Source organism: Pseudomonas sp. LS_2, from assembly GCF_042709235.1.
In the GTDB taxonomy this organism is placed as follows: domain Bacteria; phylum Pseudomonadota; class Gammaproteobacteria; order Pseudomonadales; family Pseudomonadaceae; genus Aquipseudomonas.
The window spans coordinates 45125-60990 of sequence record NZ_JAVAYC010000019.1 but is presented as its reverse complement, the minus strand read 5'-3'; the positions used below and the strand labels follow the sequence as shown (position 1 = coordinate 60990).

General features: G+C 61.3%; 13 protein-coding genes and 2 tRNA genes. 14 read left to right on the top strand and 1 reads right to left on the bottom strand.

Features of this window, described 5'->3' with window-relative positions; all coding sequences use genetic code 11:
* Positions 1-64: 64 nt before the first annotated feature.
* The 3 genes from carB to RAC97_RS17420 are packed head-to-tail and all read left to right on the top strand — an operon-like array spanning position 65 to position 4192.
* Complete coding sequence (carB, locus tag RAC97_RS17430; protein WP_375098685.1) at positions 65-3286, top strand: carbamoyl-phosphate synthase large subunit; 3222 nt, start codon at positions 65-67, stop codon at positions 3284-3286.
* A complete protein-coding gene (gene greA, locus RAC97_RS17425) occupies positions 3283-3765 on the top strand; it encodes a transcription elongation factor GreA (protein WP_081255197.1) in 483 nt (160 codons plus the stop codon). Before carB ends, greA begins: the two co-directional genes overlap by 4 nt.
* Positions 3743-4192, top strand: a complete 450-nt coding sequence (locus RAC97_RS17420; protein ID WP_375098686.1) for an MFS transporter — start codon at positions 3743-3745, stop codon at positions 4190-4192. The genes greA and RAC97_RS17420 overlap by 23 nt, the downstream gene beginning before the upstream one ends.
* 12 nt (positions 4193-4204) lie before the next feature.
* Here RAC97_RS17420 and RAC97_RS17415 read toward each other — a convergent pair whose 3' ends face one another.
* Positions 4205-4513, bottom strand: coding sequence for a YhbY family RNA-binding protein (locus RAC97_RS17415; protein WP_375098687.1), 309 nt, complete (start codon positions 4511-4513; stop codon positions 4205-4207).
* A gap of 101 nt (positions 4514-4614) precedes the next feature.
* Between RAC97_RS17415 and rlmE the strand changes: the two genes are divergently transcribed.
* The 11 genes from rlmE (at position 4615) to infB (ending at position 15781) form a co-directional block, all read left to right on the top strand.
* Entirely contained in the window at positions 4615-5241 is a 627-nt protein-coding gene (gene rlmE / locus RAC97_RS17410) for a 23S rRNA (uridine(2552)-2'-O)-methyltransferase RlmE (RefSeq protein ID WP_375098688.1), read from the top strand.
* A gap of 203 nt (positions 5242-5444) precedes the next feature.
* Positions 5445-7352, top strand: coding sequence for an ATP-dependent zinc metalloprotease FtsH (gene ftsH, locus RAC97_RS17405; protein ID WP_375098689.1), 1908 nt, complete (start codon positions 5445-5447; stop codon positions 7350-7352).
* 8 nt (positions 7353-7360) lie between these two features.
* Positions 7361-8212 carry a dihydropteroate synthase gene (gene folP / locus RAC97_RS17400; protein ID WP_375098690.1) on the top strand — a complete coding sequence of 284 codons (852 nt, stop codon included), beginning with the start codon at positions 7361-7363 and terminating at the stop codon, positions 8210-8212.
* 19 nt (positions 8213-8231) lie between these two features.
* Positions 8232-9572, top strand: a complete 1341-nt coding sequence (glmM, locus tag RAC97_RS17395) for a phosphoglucosamine mutase (protein ID WP_375098691.1) — start codon at positions 8232-8234, stop codon at positions 9570-9572.
* 66 nt (positions 9573-9638) lie between these two features.
* The gene (gene tpiA / locus RAC97_RS17390) at positions 9639-10394 is read left to right on the top strand and encodes a triose-phosphate isomerase (protein WP_375098692.1); all 756 of its coding nucleotides are present in this window, start codon (positions 9639-9641) and stop codon (positions 10392-10394) included.
* A gap of 4 nt (positions 10395-10398) precedes the next feature.
* On the top strand, positions 10399-10791 hold the full coding sequence (gene secG / locus RAC97_RS17385) for a preprotein translocase subunit SecG (RefSeq protein WP_375098693.1): 393 nt from the start codon (positions 10399-10401) through the stop codon (positions 10789-10791).
* Between the two features lie 21 nt (positions 10792-10812).
* Positions 10813-10898 (top strand) — tRNA-Leu (locus RAC97_RS17380).
* Positions 10899-10997: 99 nt separating this feature from the next.
* A tRNA-Met gene (locus RAC97_RS17375) sits at positions 10998-11074 on the top strand.
* 130 nt (positions 11075-11204) lie between these two features.
* Entirely contained in the window at positions 11205-11663 is a 459-nt protein-coding gene (gene rimP, locus RAC97_RS17370) for a ribosome maturation factor RimP (protein WP_375098694.1), read from the top strand.
* Positions 11664-11722: 59 nt separating this feature from the next.
* Positions 11723-13204: a transcription termination factor NusA gene (gene nusA / locus RAC97_RS17365; protein WP_375098695.1), complete on the top strand. Its 1482-nt coding sequence runs from the start codon at positions 11723-11725 to the stop codon at positions 13202-13204.
* 27 nt (positions 13205-13231) lie between these two features.
* Complete coding sequence (infB, locus tag RAC97_RS17360; RefSeq protein WP_375098696.1) at positions 13232-15781, top strand: translation initiation factor IF-2; 2550 nt, start codon at positions 13232-13234, stop codon at positions 15779-15781.
* Positions 15782-15866 lie beyond the last annotated feature (85 nt).

Here is a 15866-nt window from a genome sequence, read left to right as displayed (position 1 = left end):
GAAGTGCCTGACCCAGATTGTTCAAGACGGCTTGCCGACTGACCCGCGGATTTGAGTGACAACCATGCCAAAACGTACAGACATCAAAAGCATCCTGATTCTCGGCGCTGGCCCGATCGTGATCGGCCAGGCCTGCGAATTCGACTACTCCGGCGCCCAGGCCTGCAAAGCCCTGCGCGAGGAAGGTTTCCGCGTCATCCTGGTGAACTCCAACCCGGCCACCATCATGACCGACCCGGCCATGGCCGACGCCACCTACATCGAGCCGATCAAGTGGCAGTCGGTGGCCAAGATCATCGAGAAAGAGCGCCCTGACGCGCTGCTGCCGACCATGGGCGGCCAGACCGCGCTGAACTGCGCCCTGGACCTCGAGCGCCACGGCGTGCTGGAGAAGTTCGGCGTCGAGATGATCGGTGCCAATGCCGACACCATCGACAAGGCCGAAGACCGCTCGCGCTTCGACAAGGCCATGAAGGACATCGGCCTGGAGTGCCCGCGCTCCGGCATCGCCCATAGCATGGAGGAGGCCAATGCGGTGCTCGAGAAGCTCGGCTTCCCGTGCATCATCCGTCCGTCCTTCACCATGGGCGGCACCGGTGGCGGCATCGCCTACAACCGTGAAGAGTTCGAAGAAATCTGCGCCCGTGGCCTGGACCTGTCGCCGACCAAGGAGCTGCTGATCGACGAATCGCTGATCGGCTGGAAGGAATACGAGATGGAGGTGGTCCGCGACAAGAAGGACAACTGCATCATCGTCTGCTCGATCGAGAACTTCGACCCGATGGGCGTGCACACCGGCGACTCGATCACCGTCGCCCCGGCACAGACCCTGACCGACAAGGAATACCAGATCATGCGCAACGCCTCGCTGGCGGTGCTGCGTGAAATCGGTGTGGAAACCGGCGGTTCCAACGTGCAGTTCGGTATCTGCCCGAACACTGGCCGCATGGTCGTGATCGAGATGAACCCGCGTGTTTCGCGTTCGTCCGCCCTGGCTTCGAAAGCCACCGGCTTCCCGATCGCCAAGATTGCCGCCAAGCTGGCCGTCGGCTACACCCTTGACGAGCTGCAGAACGACATTACCGGCGGTCGCACCCCGGCGTCCTTCGAGCCATCGATCGACTACGTCGTCACCAAGCTGCCGCGCTTCGCCTTCGAGAAATTCCCGAAAGCCGACGCCCGCCTGACCACCCAGATGAAATCCGTGGGTGAAGTCATGGCCATCGGCCGCACCTTCCAGGAGTCCCTGCAGAAAGCCCTGCGCGGCCTGGAAGTCGGTGCCTGCGGCCTCGACCCGAAAGTCGACCTGGCCAGCGCCGATGCCATGAGCATCCTCAAGCGCGAGCTGACCGTGCCAGGCGCCGAGCGTATCTGGTACGTGGCCGACGCCATGCGCGCCGGCATGAGCATCGAGGAAATCTTCGAACTCACCGGTATCGACCTGTGGTTCCTGGTGCAGATGGAAGACCTGATCAAAGAGGAAGAGAAGGTCAAGACCTTGGCCCTGTCGGCGATCGACAAGGACTACATGCTGCGTCTCAAGCGCAAGGGCTTCTCGGACCAGCGCCTGGCCAAGCTGCTCGGCATCACCGACAAGAACCTGCGTCGCCACCGCCACAAGCTGGAAGTGTTCCCGGTCTACAAGCGCGTCGACACCTGCGCCGCCGAGTTCGCCACCGACACCGCCTACCTCTACTCCACCTATGAGGAAGAGTGCGAGGCCAACCCGTCGACCCGCGACAAGATCATGATCCTGGGTGGCGGCCCGAACCGTATCGGCCAAGGTATCGAGTTCGACTACTGCTGCGTGCACGCAGCCCTTGCGCTGCGCGAAGACGGTTATGAGACCATCATGGTCAACTGCAACCCGGAAACCGTCTCTACCGACTACGACACCTCCGACCGCCTGTACTTCGAGCCGCTGACCCTGGAAGACGTCCTGGAAGTCTGCCGCGTCGAGAAGCCAAAGGGCGTCATCGTTCACTACGGCGGCCAGACCCCGCTGAAACTGGCTCGTGCCCTGGAAGAGGCCGGCGTGCCGATTATCGGCACCAGCCCCGACGCCATCGACCGTGCCGAAGACCGCGAGCGCTTCCAGCAGATGGTCCAGCGCCTGAACCTGCTGCAGCCACCAAACGCTACCGTGCGCAGCGAAGAAGAGGCGATCAACGCCGCTGGCGGCATCGGCTACCCGCTGGTCGTGCGCCCGTCTTACGTACTGGGCGGTCGCGCGATGGAGATCGTCTACGAGCTGGACGAACTCAAGCGCTACCTGCGCGAAGCGGTCCAGGTTTCCAACGACAGCCCGGTCCTGCTCGACCACTTCCTCAACTGCGCCATCGAGATGGACGTGGATGCAGTGAGCGACGGCACCGACGTGGTGATCGGCGCGATCATGCAGCACATCGAGCAGGCCGGCGTTCACTCCGGTGACTCGGCGTGCTCGCTGCCACCTTACTCGCTGAGCAAGGAAGTGCAGGACGAAGTCCGCGTCCAGGTCAAGAAGATGGCCCTGGAACTCGGCGTTATCGGCCTGATGAACGTGCAGCTGGCACTGCAGGGCGACAAGATCTACGTGATCGAGGTCAACCCACGCGCCTCGCGTACCGTACCGTTCGTCTCCAAGTGCATCGGCACTTCCCTGGCGATGATCGCGGCCCGTGTCATGGCCGGCAAATCGCTCAAGGAACTGGGCTTTACCCAGGAAATCATCCCGAACTTCTACAGCGTCAAGGAAGCCGTCTTCCCGTTCGCCAAGTTCCCGGGGGTTGACCCGATCCTCGGCCCTGAGATGAAATCCACCGGTGAAGTGATGGGTGTCGGCGACACCTTCGGCGAAGCCTTCGCCAAGGCCCAGATGGGCGCCAGCGAAGTGCTGCCCAGCGGTGGCACGGCCTTCATAAGCGTGCGCGACGACGACAAGCCGCAAGTGGCTGGCGTTGCCCGCGACCTGATCGCCCTGGGCTTCGAAGTCGTCGCTACCGCCGGTACCGCCAAGGTGATCGAAGCGGCCGGCCTGAAAGTCCGTCGCGTGAACAAGGTGACCGAAGGTCGTCCGCACGTGGTCGACATGATCAAGAACGACGAAGTGTCGCTGATCATCAACACCACCGAAGGCCGTCAGTCGATCGCCGACTCCTACTCGATTCGTCGCAATGCGCTGCAGCACAAGATCTACTGCACGACTACCATTGCGGCCGGTGAAGCCATCTGCGAAGCGTTGAAATTCGGTCCCGAGAAGACTGTTCGCCGCTTGCAGGATCTGCATGCAGGACTGAAAGCATGAGCATTACCAAATACCCAATGACCGTCCAGGGCGCCCGCGCCCTGGAAGAGGAGCACCTGTTCCTGAGCAAGACCGAGCGCCCACGCCTGAGCCAGGCGATCGGCGAAGCTCGCGAGCTGGGCGACCTGAAGGAAAACGCCGAATACCATGCCGCCCGAGAGGAGCAGGGCATGGTCGAGGCGCGTATCCGTGATATCGAAGGCCGTTTGCAGAACTCGGTGGTGATCGATGTCACTACCATCGCCCATACCGGCAAGGTGATCTTCGGCACTACGGTGGACCTGGAGAACACCGAGACCGGCGATCAGGTGACCTACCAGATCGTTGGCGAGGACGAGGCCGACATCAAGAAGGGCAAGCTCTCGGCCAGTGCGCCGATTGCCCGTGCCATCATCGGCAAGGAAGAGGGTGATACGGTTGTCGTCAAGACACCAAGTGGCACGGTCGAGTACGAGATTGTCGAAGTCAAGCACATCTGACCGGCGCCTGCGGGCGCCATCCCTTGAGGGAATTCTCTGGCAACTGGCCCAGGTGTTCTGGGTCGGTGGCCTGTGGGTATTCCACGTTGGGTTGGTGCCGGCCCTCAAGGTCAGCGGTCTTGCGCCGTTGCTGGTGCAAGACATCGCCGCGCAGATCGACCGCTGGTTGATCGGCGTGGCATTGCTCGGGCTATTGACCCAATTGGCGGTGCTGGCGAGGGTGGACGGCCTGTCGGCCTGGTGGCGGCAATTTCGTGGCCAGATGCTGCTGCTCGGCCTGGCTGCCTGTGTCAGCTACTACACCCTGCGCTACGGGATTTCCGTGGGTGAGCGCTGGCAGATGTTCTGTTTCCTGGTGCTAGGCTTTTCCGGCATCGTGCTGGTTGCCCAGCCGGTCCCGGTCAGGGCGCGCAAGCCGCGCCACTGACCGGAGCCACCGTTACTTGTAACGGTGGATATTGGACAGCTGCTTGTTGGGCTGCGGGTTCTTGCGGTAGATCAGCGCTTTCTTGCCGATGGTCTGGACCAGTTCGGCGCGGCCGACCTTGCACAGCTCGGCGATGGCGGCGGCGCGCTCTTCACGGTCTTCGGAGCGGATCTCGACCTTGATCAGCTCGTGGTCGGCCAGGGCACGTTCCAGCTCGGCGACCACGCCTTCGTTGACACCATTGCCGGCGACGATCAGGACCGGTTTCAGGTCATGACCAATCGACTTGTATTGCTTCTTCTGCTCGTTATTGAGCGGCATAATCTGACCCTTTTCGTCTGATTCTGTAAAATTGGCGGCCATTTTACCCGAGGGCCCGTGGTCCGCCCAGTCAATCACGACGCTTATCATCGAGGTGCCCCGTGGCGCAGCGTTCCAAAAGCAGCCATAACTGGCTGAGAGAGCATTTCAACGATCCTTTCGTCAAACAGGCGCAGAAGGATGGCTACCGCTCGCGTGCGAGCTACAAACTGCTGGAGATCCAGGAGAAGGACAAGCTCATTCGTCCTGGCATGAGCGTGATCGACCTGGGCGCGGCCCCGGGGGGCTGGTCGCAGGTGACCAGTCGTCTGATCGGCGGCCAGGGGCGATTGATCGCTTCGGATATCCTGGAAATGGACGCGATCCCCGACGTTACCTTCATCCAGGGCGATTTTACCCAGGATGAGGTGCTTGCGCAGATCCTCCAGGCCGTCGGCGATTCGCACGTGGACCTTGTGATTTCCGACATGGCCCCCAATATGAGTGGTACCCCTGCGGTGGATATGCCGCGCGCCATGTTCCTGTGTGAACTGGCGTTGGACCTGGCCACCCGTGTACTGCGTCCCGGTGGCGACTTTCTGATCAAGATTTTCCAGGGCGAAGGCTTCGATGTTTACCTCAAGGACGTGCGTAGCAAGTTCGACAAGGTACAGATGCGCAAGCCGTCGTCCTCGCGGGATCGCTCGCGTGAACAATACCTGCTGGCCAGGGGGTTCAAAGGCGAGTGAATGGGTATTTGCGGGGTGGCCGATAGTTATTTCCAATCGGCCGCTGCGTCGGGATCGTCCGATCTTCGTGTAGTCTAGGTTTCACAAAGGGTTACAGACGGTGCCTGCGGTTGCGTAGGTAATGTAGTAAGTTAGGGCGATGAATATCATGCGAGGCACGGCTGCGTCGTGCGCCGGCCTCAGAGGGTAGCTAATTGAACGACATGGCAAAGAATCTGATCCTGTGGTTGATCATCGCAGCTGTCCTGGTGACGGTGATGAACAACTTCTCCAGCCCTAACGAGCCACAGACCCTCAACTATTCCGACTTCATCCAGCAGGTCAAGGACGGTAAGGTCGAGCGCGTGACCGTCGACGGCGCCGTCATCACCGGCAAGCGCACCGATGGCGACAACTTCAAGACCGTTCGTCCGGCCATTGCCGACAACGGCCTGATCGGTGACCTGGTCAACAACAACGTTGTCATCGAGGGCAAGCAGCCGGAGCAGCAGAGCATCTGGACCCAGTTGCTGGTAGCGAGCTTCCCGATCCTCGTGATCATCGCCGTGTTCATGTTCTTCATGCGCCAGATGCAGGGCGGTGCCGGCGGCAAGGGCGGGCCGATGAGCTTCGGCAAGAGCAAGGCGCGCCTGCTCTCCGAAGACCAGGTCAAGACCACCCTGGCCGACGTCGCGGGTTGCGACGAGGCCAAGGAAGAGGTCGGCGAACTGGTCGAGTTCCTGCGTGACCCCGGCAAGTTCCAGCGTCTGGGTGGCCGTATCCCGCGCGGCGTGCTGATGGTAGGCCCGCCCGGTACCGGTAAGACCCTGCTGGCCAAGGCTATCGCTGGCGAGGCGAAGGTGCCGTTCTTCACTATCTCCGGTTCCGACTTCGTCGAAATGTTCGTCGGCGTTGGTGCCAGCCGTGTTCGCGATATGTTCGAACAGGCCAAGAAGCACGCGCCTTGCATCATCTTCATTGACGAAATCGATGCCGTTGGTCGCCACCGTGGCGCCGGCATGGGTGGCGGTCATGACGAGCGCGAGCAGACCCTCAACCAACTGCTGGTCGAGATGGATGGCTTCGAAATGAACGATGGCATCATTGTCATCGCTGCCACCAACCGTCCTGACGTGCTCGACCCTGCGCTGCTGCGCCCCGGTCGCTTCGACCGCCAGGTGGTGGTGGGCCTGCCCGACATCCGCGGTCGCGAACAGATCCTCAAGGTGCACATGCGCAAGGTGCCGATTGGCGAGAACGTCAACCCGGCGGTCATTGCCCGTGGTACGCCAGGCTTCTCCGGTGCCGACCTGGCCAACCTGGTCAACGAGGCGTCGCTGTTCGCTGCTCGTGCCAGCAAGCGCCTGGTCGAGATGAAGGAGTTCGAGCTGGCCAAGGACAAGATCATGATGGGTGCCGAGCGCAAGACCATGGTCATGTCCGAGAAGGAAAAGCAGAACACCGCCTACCACGAGGCAGGTCACGCTATCGTTGGTCGAGTGGTGCCCGAGCACGACCCGGTCTACAAAGTGTCGATCATTCCGCGCGGTCGTGCGCTGGGTGTCACCATGTTCCTGCCAGAGGAAGACCGCTACAGCCTGTCCAAGCGTGCACTGATCAGCCAGATCTGCTCGCTGTACGGTGGCCGTATCGCGGAAGAAATGACCCTGGGCTTCGATGGTGTCACCACCGGTGCTTCCAACGACATCATGCGTGCCAGCCAGATTGCCCGGAACATGGTCACCAAGTGGGGCCTGTCCGAGAAGCTCGGGCCGCTGATGTACGCCGAGGAGGAAGGCGAGGTGTTCCTCGGTCGCAGCGCCGGCAGCCAGCATTCCAGCGTCTCCGGCGAGACCGCCAAGCTGATCGACTCTGAAGTGCGCAGCATCATCGATCAGTGCTACGCCACGGCCAAGCAGATCCTTACTGACAACCGTGACAAGCTCGACGCCATGGCCGAAGCATTGATGAAGTACGAAACCATCGATGCCGATCAGATCGACGACATCATGGCTGGCCGGGAGCCGCGCGAGCCGCGTGATTGGGATAACGATTCCGGTACCTCCGGCAATCCGGCCTCCCAGGGCGATCGCCCCGAATCGCCGATCGGCGGGCCTGCGGCTCAACACTAAGGGTTTCTATGACCTCACAGCTGTACCCAACCCGGTTGCCTTGCGGCAGCCGGGTTCTTGATTTGTCCCGTACCCATGTCATGGGTATCTTGAACGTCACCCCTGATTCCTTCTCCGATGGCGGGCGCTTCAGCCAGCGCGACGCGGCGTTGCGTCATGCCGAGGCGATGGTCGCTGCAGGTGCCACGCTGATCGATGTCGGTGGCGAGTCCACGCGCCCGGGTGCCCGGGCGGTCTCGCCGATCGAGGAGCTCGAGCGGGTGGCGCCGATCGTCGAGGCGCTCAACGAGCGACTCGATGTGGTCATCTCGGTCGATACCTCCACGCCTGCCGTCATGCGCGAGGCTGCTCGCCTGGGCGCCGGCTTGATCAACGACGTGCGTGCGCTGGAGCGCGAGGGTGCCCTGGACGCGGCTGCGGACACCGGTTTACCGGTGTGCTTAATGCACATGCGGGGTGAGCCGGGTAACATGCAGGACAGCCCCAGTTACCAGGACGTGACTGCCGAGGTGACGCGTTACCTTGAAGAGCGCATGGCTGCCTGCGCGGCGGTCGGTATCGGTGTCGAGCGGATCATCCTTGACCCTGGCTTCGGTTTTGCCAAGAACCTGGCGCATAACCTGAGCCTCTTCAAGCACATGGAAACACTCTATCGCCTGGGGCGGCCCCTGTTGGTGGGCGTCTCGCGCAAGAGCATGATCGGCCAGACGCTGGATCGTCCGGTCGGCGAGCGCCTGTATGGCAGCCTCGCATTGGCGGCCCTGGCAATGACCAAGGGCGCGAGCATCCTGCGCGTGCACGATGTGGCTGAAACCGCCGACGTGGTGCGCATGATCGCTGCGGTACAGAACGCCGAATAAGAATATTTTTGGAGCCTCTATGAGCAGAAAATACTTTGGTACCGATGGTATCCGTGGCCGCGTCGGCGAATACCCCATCACGCCTGACTTCATGCTCAAGCTTGGCTGGGCGGCGGGCATGGCCTTCCGCAAGGCCGGCAACTGTCGTGTACTGGTAGGCAAGGACACCCGTATTTCCGGCTACATGTTCGAGTCTGCGCTGGAGGCCGGTTTGTCTGCGGCCGGCGCCGATGTGATGCTGCTCGGCCCTATGCCGACCCCGGCCATCGCTTACCTCACTCGCACCTTCCATGCTGAAGCCGGCATTGTCATCAGTGCCTCGCACAATCCCCATGACGACAACGGCATCAAGTTTTTCTCCGGCACGGGCACCAAGCTTCCCGATGAGATCGAACTGATGATCGAAGAGCTGCTCGACCAGCCGATGACCGTGGTCGAGTCGAGCAAGCTGGGCAAGGTCTCACGCATCAACGATGCCGCCGGGCGCTATATCGAATTCTGCAAGAGCAGCGTGCCCAGCAGCACCGATTTCGCTGGGCTGAAGCTGGTCGTCGACTGCGCCCATGGCGCGACCTACAAGGTGGCACCGAGCGTGTTCCGCGAGCTGGGCGCAGATGTCACCGTGCTGCATGCACAGCCTGACGGCCTGAACATCAACGAGGGTTGCGGTTCTACCCATATCGAATCGTTGCAGGCAGCAGTGCTGGTCGGCCACGCCGACCTGGGCATCGCCTTCGATGGAGACGGCGACCGCGTGCTGATGGTCGATCACACCGGCGCGATCGTCGACGGTGACGAGCTGCTGTTCATCATCGCCCGTGACCTTCAGGAGCGCGGCAAGCTGCAAGGTGGCGTGGTCGGGACCCTGATGAGCAACCTGGGCCTGGAGCTGGCGTTGCAGGAGCTGGGCATTCCGTTCGCTCGCGCCAAGGTGGGTGATCGCTATGTCATGGCCGAACTGATCGATCGCGAGTGGCAGGTGGGGGGAGAGAACTCCGGGCACGTCGTGTGCTGCAACCACACCACCACCGGAGATGCGATCATCGCTGCGTTGCAGGTTCTGATGGCCCTCAAGCGTCGCGGCGAGACCCTGGCGCAGGCGCGTCAAGCCATCCGCAAGTGCCCGCAGGTGCTGATCAACGTGCGCTTCGGCGCCGGCAAGGACGACCCTCTGGAGAATCCAGCGGTTCAGGAAGCCAGTGCCAAGGTCACCGAGGCCATGGCTGGGCGCGGTCGCGTGCTGTTGCGCAAGTCCGGTACCGAGCCCTTGGTGCGTGTGATGGTCGAGGGCGACGATGAAAGCCAGGTGCGCGGCCATGCCGAGGCCCTGGCCAAGCTGGTCGCCGAAGTTTGTGCCTGAAAGACGCTTGCCAGCGCAGTTCTGGTTGGGTAAGATCTGCGCCCACTTTGACCGACGAGGTAAAGCATGCGTCGCCCCATGGTAGCTGGTAACTGGAAGATGCACGGTACCCGCGCCAGCGTCGCTGAGCTGACCTCGGGCCTGAGAAATCTGGCCCTTCCGAGCGAAGTTGAAGTCGCGGTATTCCCACCGTTCCTGTTTATCAATCAGGTGATTGATGGCTTGGAAGGGAAGGTGATTGCCGTCGGTGCACAGAATTCTGCAGTACAGCCCGAGCAGGGCGCGCTGACCGGTGAAATATCACCGGCTCAGTTGGCTGAAGCAGGTTGCACGTTGGTTTTGATCGGGCACTCCGAACGTCGCCAGATTGTTGGTGAAAGCGATGAAGTGCTTAATCGCAAGTTTGCAGCCGCCCAGGCAAGTGGTTTGAAGCCAGTGCTTTGCGTAGGGGAAACTCTCGAAGAGCGCGAGGCCGGCAAGACGCTGGAAGTGGTTGGGCGTCAACTGAGCAGTATCATCGACGCGTTCGGTGTTGCAGCTTTTGCCAATGCGGTAATTGCCTATGAGCCTGTATGGGCCATTGGTACGGGTTTGACGGCCTCGCCTCAGCAAGCTCAGGATGTGCATGCAGCCATCCGCGCCCAGCTGGCAGCGAAGGACGCCGAAGTTGCCTGTAAAGTGCAGCTTCTCTACGGCGGCAGCGTGAAGGCGGCCAATGCGGCCGAACTGTTCGGCATGCCGGATATCGATGGGGGGCTCATTGGTGGAGCGTCCCTGAACGCAGACGAATTCGGTGCAATTTGTCGCGCCGCAGGAAACTGAACAAATGCTGGAAACAGTCGTAGTTGTTTTTCATCTGTTGGCTGCGTTGGCACTGGTTGTCATGGTGCTGCTGCAACAGGGTAAGGGTGCGGAAGCAGGTGCATCTTTCGGCGCAGGTGCTTCAAATACTGTGTTCGGAAGCCAAGGTTCCGCTACCTTCTTGAGTAAAGTTACTGCTATACTCGCTGCCACTTTCTTCTTAACTGCTCTTGGGTTAGGATACTTTGCTAAGGAACAAGCTCAACAGCTTGGCCAAGCAGGTCTGCCAGATCCAGCAGTGTTGGAAGTCAAAGAGCAGAAGCCGGCAGTAAGTGATGATGTACCGGTGCTCGAAGGCCAGAAGAGTGAAACCACCCAACCAGGTGATGTACCTCCAGCGGCACCAGAGCAGAAGTAACGGGTTTCAAGAAGTAGTATTGCCGAGGTGGTGGAATTGGTAGACACGCAACCTTGAGGTGGTTGTGCCCATAGGGTGTAGGGGTTCGAGTCCCCTTCTCGGTACCAATTGAAGCATGAGAGCCCGCTTTGAGCGGGCTTTCTTGCAGGTGGAGGTCGGATTGACCCCTCAGCGGGTTCGGTCTTATACTTTCGCCCCAGCTTTGTCGCGGGGTGGAGCAGCTTGGTAGCTCGTCGGGCTCATAACCCGAAGGTCGTTGGTTCAAATCCAGCCCCCGCAACCAGCTTCAGCGAAGCCCCTTTTAAGGGGCTTTTTGCTAGCTGAACAGTTCTTCGCGTCGTTGTTCAACGGCGCTTTCAGGGATGGGCGATTCGCCCATTTTTTATTTGCACAGCATGCACGAGGGGGTTCAGGTGTCGAGCAAGCTAGAACAGTTGCAGGCCTTGTTGGCCCCGGTTGTCGAGGGTCTGGGCTATCAATGCTGGGGGGTCGAGTTCATCTCCCAGGGCAAGCATTCGGTCTTGCGTATCTACATCGACAAGGAAGACGGCATCCTGGTGGACGACTGCGAAGCGGTCAGCCGACAGGCCAGCGCCATCCTCGACGTAGAAGATCCGATCAGCTCGGAATATACCCTCGAGGTGTCCTCTCCTGGCATGGATCGCCCGCTGTTCACTCTGGAACAGTTTGCCTCGCATGCCGGCGAACAAGTGAAGATCAAGCTGCGTACGCCCTTCGAGGGGCGTCGCAACTTCCAGGGCCTTCTCCGCGGTGTGGAGGAGCAGGATGTGGTGGTCCAGGTGGACACTCACGAGTTCCTGTTGCCGATCGACTCGATCGACAAGGCCAATATTATTCCCAGTTTTGACTGAGACGTGCCGGGCCCGGCGGATATTCCTGGCCCAATGGCTTGCGCAAGGCGAGGCGTACGATGAGCAAAGAAGTACTGCTGGTTGTTGAATCGGTATCCAACGAAAAGGGTGTACCACCCGGCGTTATTTTCGAAGCGCTGGAAGTGGCCCTGGCCACTGCAACCAAGAAACGTTTTGAAGACGAAGTCGACCTGCGTGTGGAAATCAACCGCCACACCGGTAGCTACGAGACCTTCCGCCGCTGGACCGTGGTCGACGAGAACGATCTGGACGACCCGGCGATCGAGACCTGGCTGGACAAGATCAAAGACACGCACCCAGAAGCCAAGATCGGTGATGTGATCGAGGAAAAGATCGAGTCCATCGAGTTCGGCCGCATCGCTGCACAGACCGCCAAGCAGGTGATCGTGCAGAAGGTTCGCGAAGCCGAGCGCGCCCAGGTGGTCGACGCCTACCGCGAGCGCGTGGGCGAGATCATCTCCGGTACGGTGAAGAAGGTCACCCGCGACAACGTCATCGTCGACCTGGGCAACAACGCCGAGGCTCTGCTGGCCCGCGAAGACATCATTCCACGCGAGACCTTCCGGGTCGGTGTGCGCCTGCGTGCACTGCTCAAGGAAATCCGCACCGAGAACCGCGGCCCGCAGTTGATCCTGTCGCGTACCGCACCGCAGATGCTGATCGAGCTGTTCCGCATCGAAGTGCCGGAAATCGCCGAGGGCCTGATCGAGGTGATGGCAGCGTCCCGTGACCCGGGGTCGCGTGCCAAGATCGCCGTCCGCTCCAAGGACAAGCGCATCGACCCGCAAGGCGCCTGCATCGGCATGCGTGGTTCGCGCGTCCAGGCCGTTTCCGGCGAGCTGGGTGGCGAGCGTGTGGATATCGTCCTGTGGGACGAGAACCCGGCGCAGTTCGTCATCAACGCCATGTCGCCGGCTGAAGTCGCGGCGATCATCGTCGATGAAGATGCCCATGCGATGGACATCGCCGTGGCCGAGGACAACCTGGCCCAGGCCATTGGCCGGGGCGGTCAGAACGTTCGCCTGGCCAGTCAGTTGACTGGCTGGACCCTGAACGTGATGACCGAGAAGGACATCCAGGCCAAGCAGCAAGCTGAAACAGGCGACATCCTGCGTAATTTCATTGATGAACTGGAAGTCGACGAAGAGCTGGCACAGGTGCTGGTCGACGAAGGCTTCACCAGCCTCGAAGAAATTGCCTACGTACCGTTGGAAGAAATGCTCAACATCGATGGCTTTGACGAGGAAATCGTCAATGAGCTACGTGCTCGCGCCAAGGACCGTTTGTTGACCAAGGCCATCGCTACCGAAGAAAAACTGGCAGACGCCCATCCGGCCGAAGACCTGCTCTCCCTCGAGGGCATGGACAAGGACCTGGCGGCGGAACTGGCGGTGCGCGGCGTGGTTAACCGCGAAGACCTGGCCGAGCAGTCGATCGACGATCTGCTCGACATCGACGGCATCGACGAAGAGCGTGCCGGCAAGTTGATCATGGCCGCCCGAGCCCACTGGTTCGAGTAATTAGGCGCGGCCTGAGGAGAGAAGTGCATGACGCAAGTCACGGTGAAAGAGTTGGCCCAAGAGGTCGAGGCACCGGTAGAGCGCCTGCTGCAGCAGATGCGTGAGGCAGGTCTGCCGCACACCGACGCCGGTCAGGTAGTGACCGACAATGAGAAGCAGGTTTTGCTGACCCATTTGAAGAGCAGCCACAAGAGCAAGGTGGAAGAGCCGCGCAAGATCACCTTGCAGCGCAAGACCACCAGCACCCTGCGTGTCGCCGGTAGCAAGAGCATCAGCGTAGAAGTACGCAAGAAGAAGGTGTTCGTGCAGCGCAGCCCGGAAGAAATCCAGGCCGAGCAGAAGCGCGAGCAGGAAGAGCGCCGCGCAGCCGAGAACGCAGCACGTGAGAAAGCCGAAGCCGAGACGCGCCAGCGCGCCGAGCCGGCTGCCGCACCTCGTCCGGCATCTGAGGCGCCTGCTGCTGCCCCGGTTGCCAAGACCGAGCCTGCGCCAGCCGTCGTGGCTGCCGCCGCCCCGGCACCGGTAGTGGCCGACGCGCCGGTGTCCGAAGACGCCGCTGCCCGCGCTGCCGAGCGCAAGAAAGACGAGACCCGTCGCAACGAAAGCCGCACCCGCGAAGACGATCGTCGTGGCGGTGCCGGCCGTGGCGAAGCGCCGCGCGTTTCGATCAAGGTCAAGGTCAAGGAAAAAGAGAAGGCGCCGACTCCTCGTGCCGCCCCTCGCACCACCGATGAAGAAAGCGATGGCTTCCGTCGTGGCCGCGGTGGCAAGAGCAAGATGAAGAAGCGCAACCAGCACGGCTTCCAGAGCCCGACCGGCCCGGTCATCCGCGATGTCACCATCGGCGAGACCATCACCGTTTCGGACCTGGCACAGCAGATGTCGGTCAAGGGTGCTGAAGTCGTCAAGTTCATGTTCAAGCTTGGCACGCCGGTCACCATCAACCAGGTGCTCGACCAGGAAACCGCTCAGCTGGTAGCCGAAGAGCTGGGCCACAAGGTCACCCTGGTCAGCGATACCGCCCTGGAAGACTCCCTGGCTGAATCGCTGAAGTTCGAAGGTGTCAGCGAGTCCCGCGCGCCGGTGGTGACCGTCATGGGTCACGTCGACCACGGCAAGACCTCGCTGCTCGACTACATCCGTCGTGCCAAGGTTGCCGCAGGCGAGGCCGGTGGTATCACCCAGCATATCGGTGCCTACCACGTCGAAACCGACCGTGGCATGGTCACCTTCCTGGATACCCCAGGCCACGCCGCGTTCACCCAGATGCGTGCCCGTGGTGCGAAGGCTACCGACATCGTCATCCTGGTGGTTGCAGCGGACGACGGCGTGATGCCGCAGACCCGCGAAGCCGTTCAGCATGCGAAAGCCGCTGGCGTACCGCTGGTGGTTGCGGTGAACAAGATCGACAAGCCGGGTGCCGACCTCGATCGCATCCGCAACGAACTGGCCGTCGAAGGCGTGACCTCCGAGGACTGGGGTGGCGACACTCCTTTCGTCAAGGTTTCGGCGAAGATGGGTACCGGTGTAGACGAGCTGCTCGAAGCGGTCCTGCTGCAAGCGGAGATCCTCGAACTTACCGCTACCCCGACTGCACCGGGTCGTGGTGTCGTGGTCGAATCGCGTCTGGACAAGGGCCGTGGCCCGGTAGCTACCATCCTGGTTCAGGACGGTACCCTGCGTCAGGGCGACATGGTTCTGGTCGGCTCCAACTATGGCCGCGTGCGCGCCATGCTCGACGAGAACGGCAAGCCTGTGAAGGAAGCCGGCCCGTCGATCCCGGTCGAGATCCTCGGTCTGGACGGCACTCCGGATGCCGGTGACGAGCTGTCGGTGGTCGCCGACGAGAAGAAGGCCCGTGAAGTGGCCCTGTTCCGTCAAGGCAAGTTCCGCGAGGTCAAGCTGGCCCGCGCCCATGCCGGCAAGCTGGAAAACATCTTCGAGACCATGGGTCAGGAAGAGAAGAAGACCCTCAACATCGTCCTCAAGACCGACGTGCGCGGTTCTCTCGAGGCGCTGCAGGGCTCGCTCGGCAGCCTGGGCAACGACGAAGTGCAGGTCCGCGTGATCGGTGGCGGTGTCGGTGGTATCACCGAGAGCGACGCCAACCTGGCGCTGGCTTCGAATGCAGTACTGTTCGGCTTCAACGTGCGTGCCGATGCTGGCGCGCGCAAGATCGTCGAGCAGGAAGGTCTGGATATGCGTTACTACAACGTGATCTACGACATCATCGAAGACGTCAAGAAAGCCCTGACCGGCATGCTCGGCAGCGATGTTCGCGAGAACATCCTGGGTGTCGCCGAAGTGCGTGACGTGTTCCGTTCGCCGAAGTTCGGCGCCATCGCTGGCTGCATGGTCATCGAGGGTACCGTGTACCGCAACCGTCCGATCCGCGTACTGCGCGAGGACGTGGTGATCTTCGAAGGCGAGCTGGAATCGCTGCGTCGCTTCAAGGACGACGCCGCCGAAGTGCGTAACGGCATGGAGTGCGGTATCGGCGTCAAGAGCTACAACGACGTCAAGGTCGGCGACAAGATCGAAGTCTTCGAGAAGGTCCAGGTCGCTCGTACCCTGTAAGGGACGAGCATGGCGCGAGCCCCGCTGCATTGCGGCGGGCAACGCCTCTGAAGGTAGCGCCCGACCAGGCATCAGCCTGGTCGGG

Bases quoted from the DNA above. Each gene is read 5' to 3' on its own strand.
- carB (WP_375098685.1), top strand. From the start codon at position 65: ATGCCAAAACGTACAGACATCAAAAGCATCCTGATTCTCGGCGCTGGC.
- greA (WP_081255197.1), top strand. From the start codon at position 3,283: ATGAGCATTACCAAATACCCAATGACCGTCCAGGGCGCCCGCGCCCTG.
- RAC97_RS17415 (WP_375098687.1), bottom strand. From the start codon at position 4,513: ATGCCGCTCAATAACGAGCAGAAGAAGCAATACAAGTCGATTGGTCAT.
- ftsH (WP_375098689.1), top strand. From the start codon at position 5,445: ATGGCAAAGAATCTGATCCTGTGGTTGATCATCGCAGCTGTCCTGGTG.
- folP (WP_375098690.1), top strand. From the start codon at position 7,361: ATGACCTCACAGCTGTACCCAACCCGGTTGCCTTGCGGCAGCCGGGTT.
- glmM (WP_375098691.1), top strand. From the start codon at position 8,232: ATGAGCAGAAAATACTTTGGTACCGATGGTATCCGTGGCCGCGTCGGC.
- tpiA (WP_375098692.1), top strand. From the start codon at position 9,639: ATGCGTCGCCCCATGGTAGCTGGTAACTGGAAGATGCACGGTACCCGC.
- secG (WP_375098693.1), top strand. From the start codon at position 10,399: ATGCTGGAAACAGTCGTAGTTGTTTTTCATCTGTTGGCTGCGTTGGCA.
- nusA (WP_375098695.1), top strand. From the start codon at position 11,723: ATGAGCAAAGAAGTACTGCTGGTTGTTGAATCGGTATCCAACGAAAAG.
- infB (WP_375098696.1), top strand. From the start codon at position 13,232: ATGACGCAAGTCACGGTGAAAGAGTTGGCCCAAGAGGTCGAGGCACCG.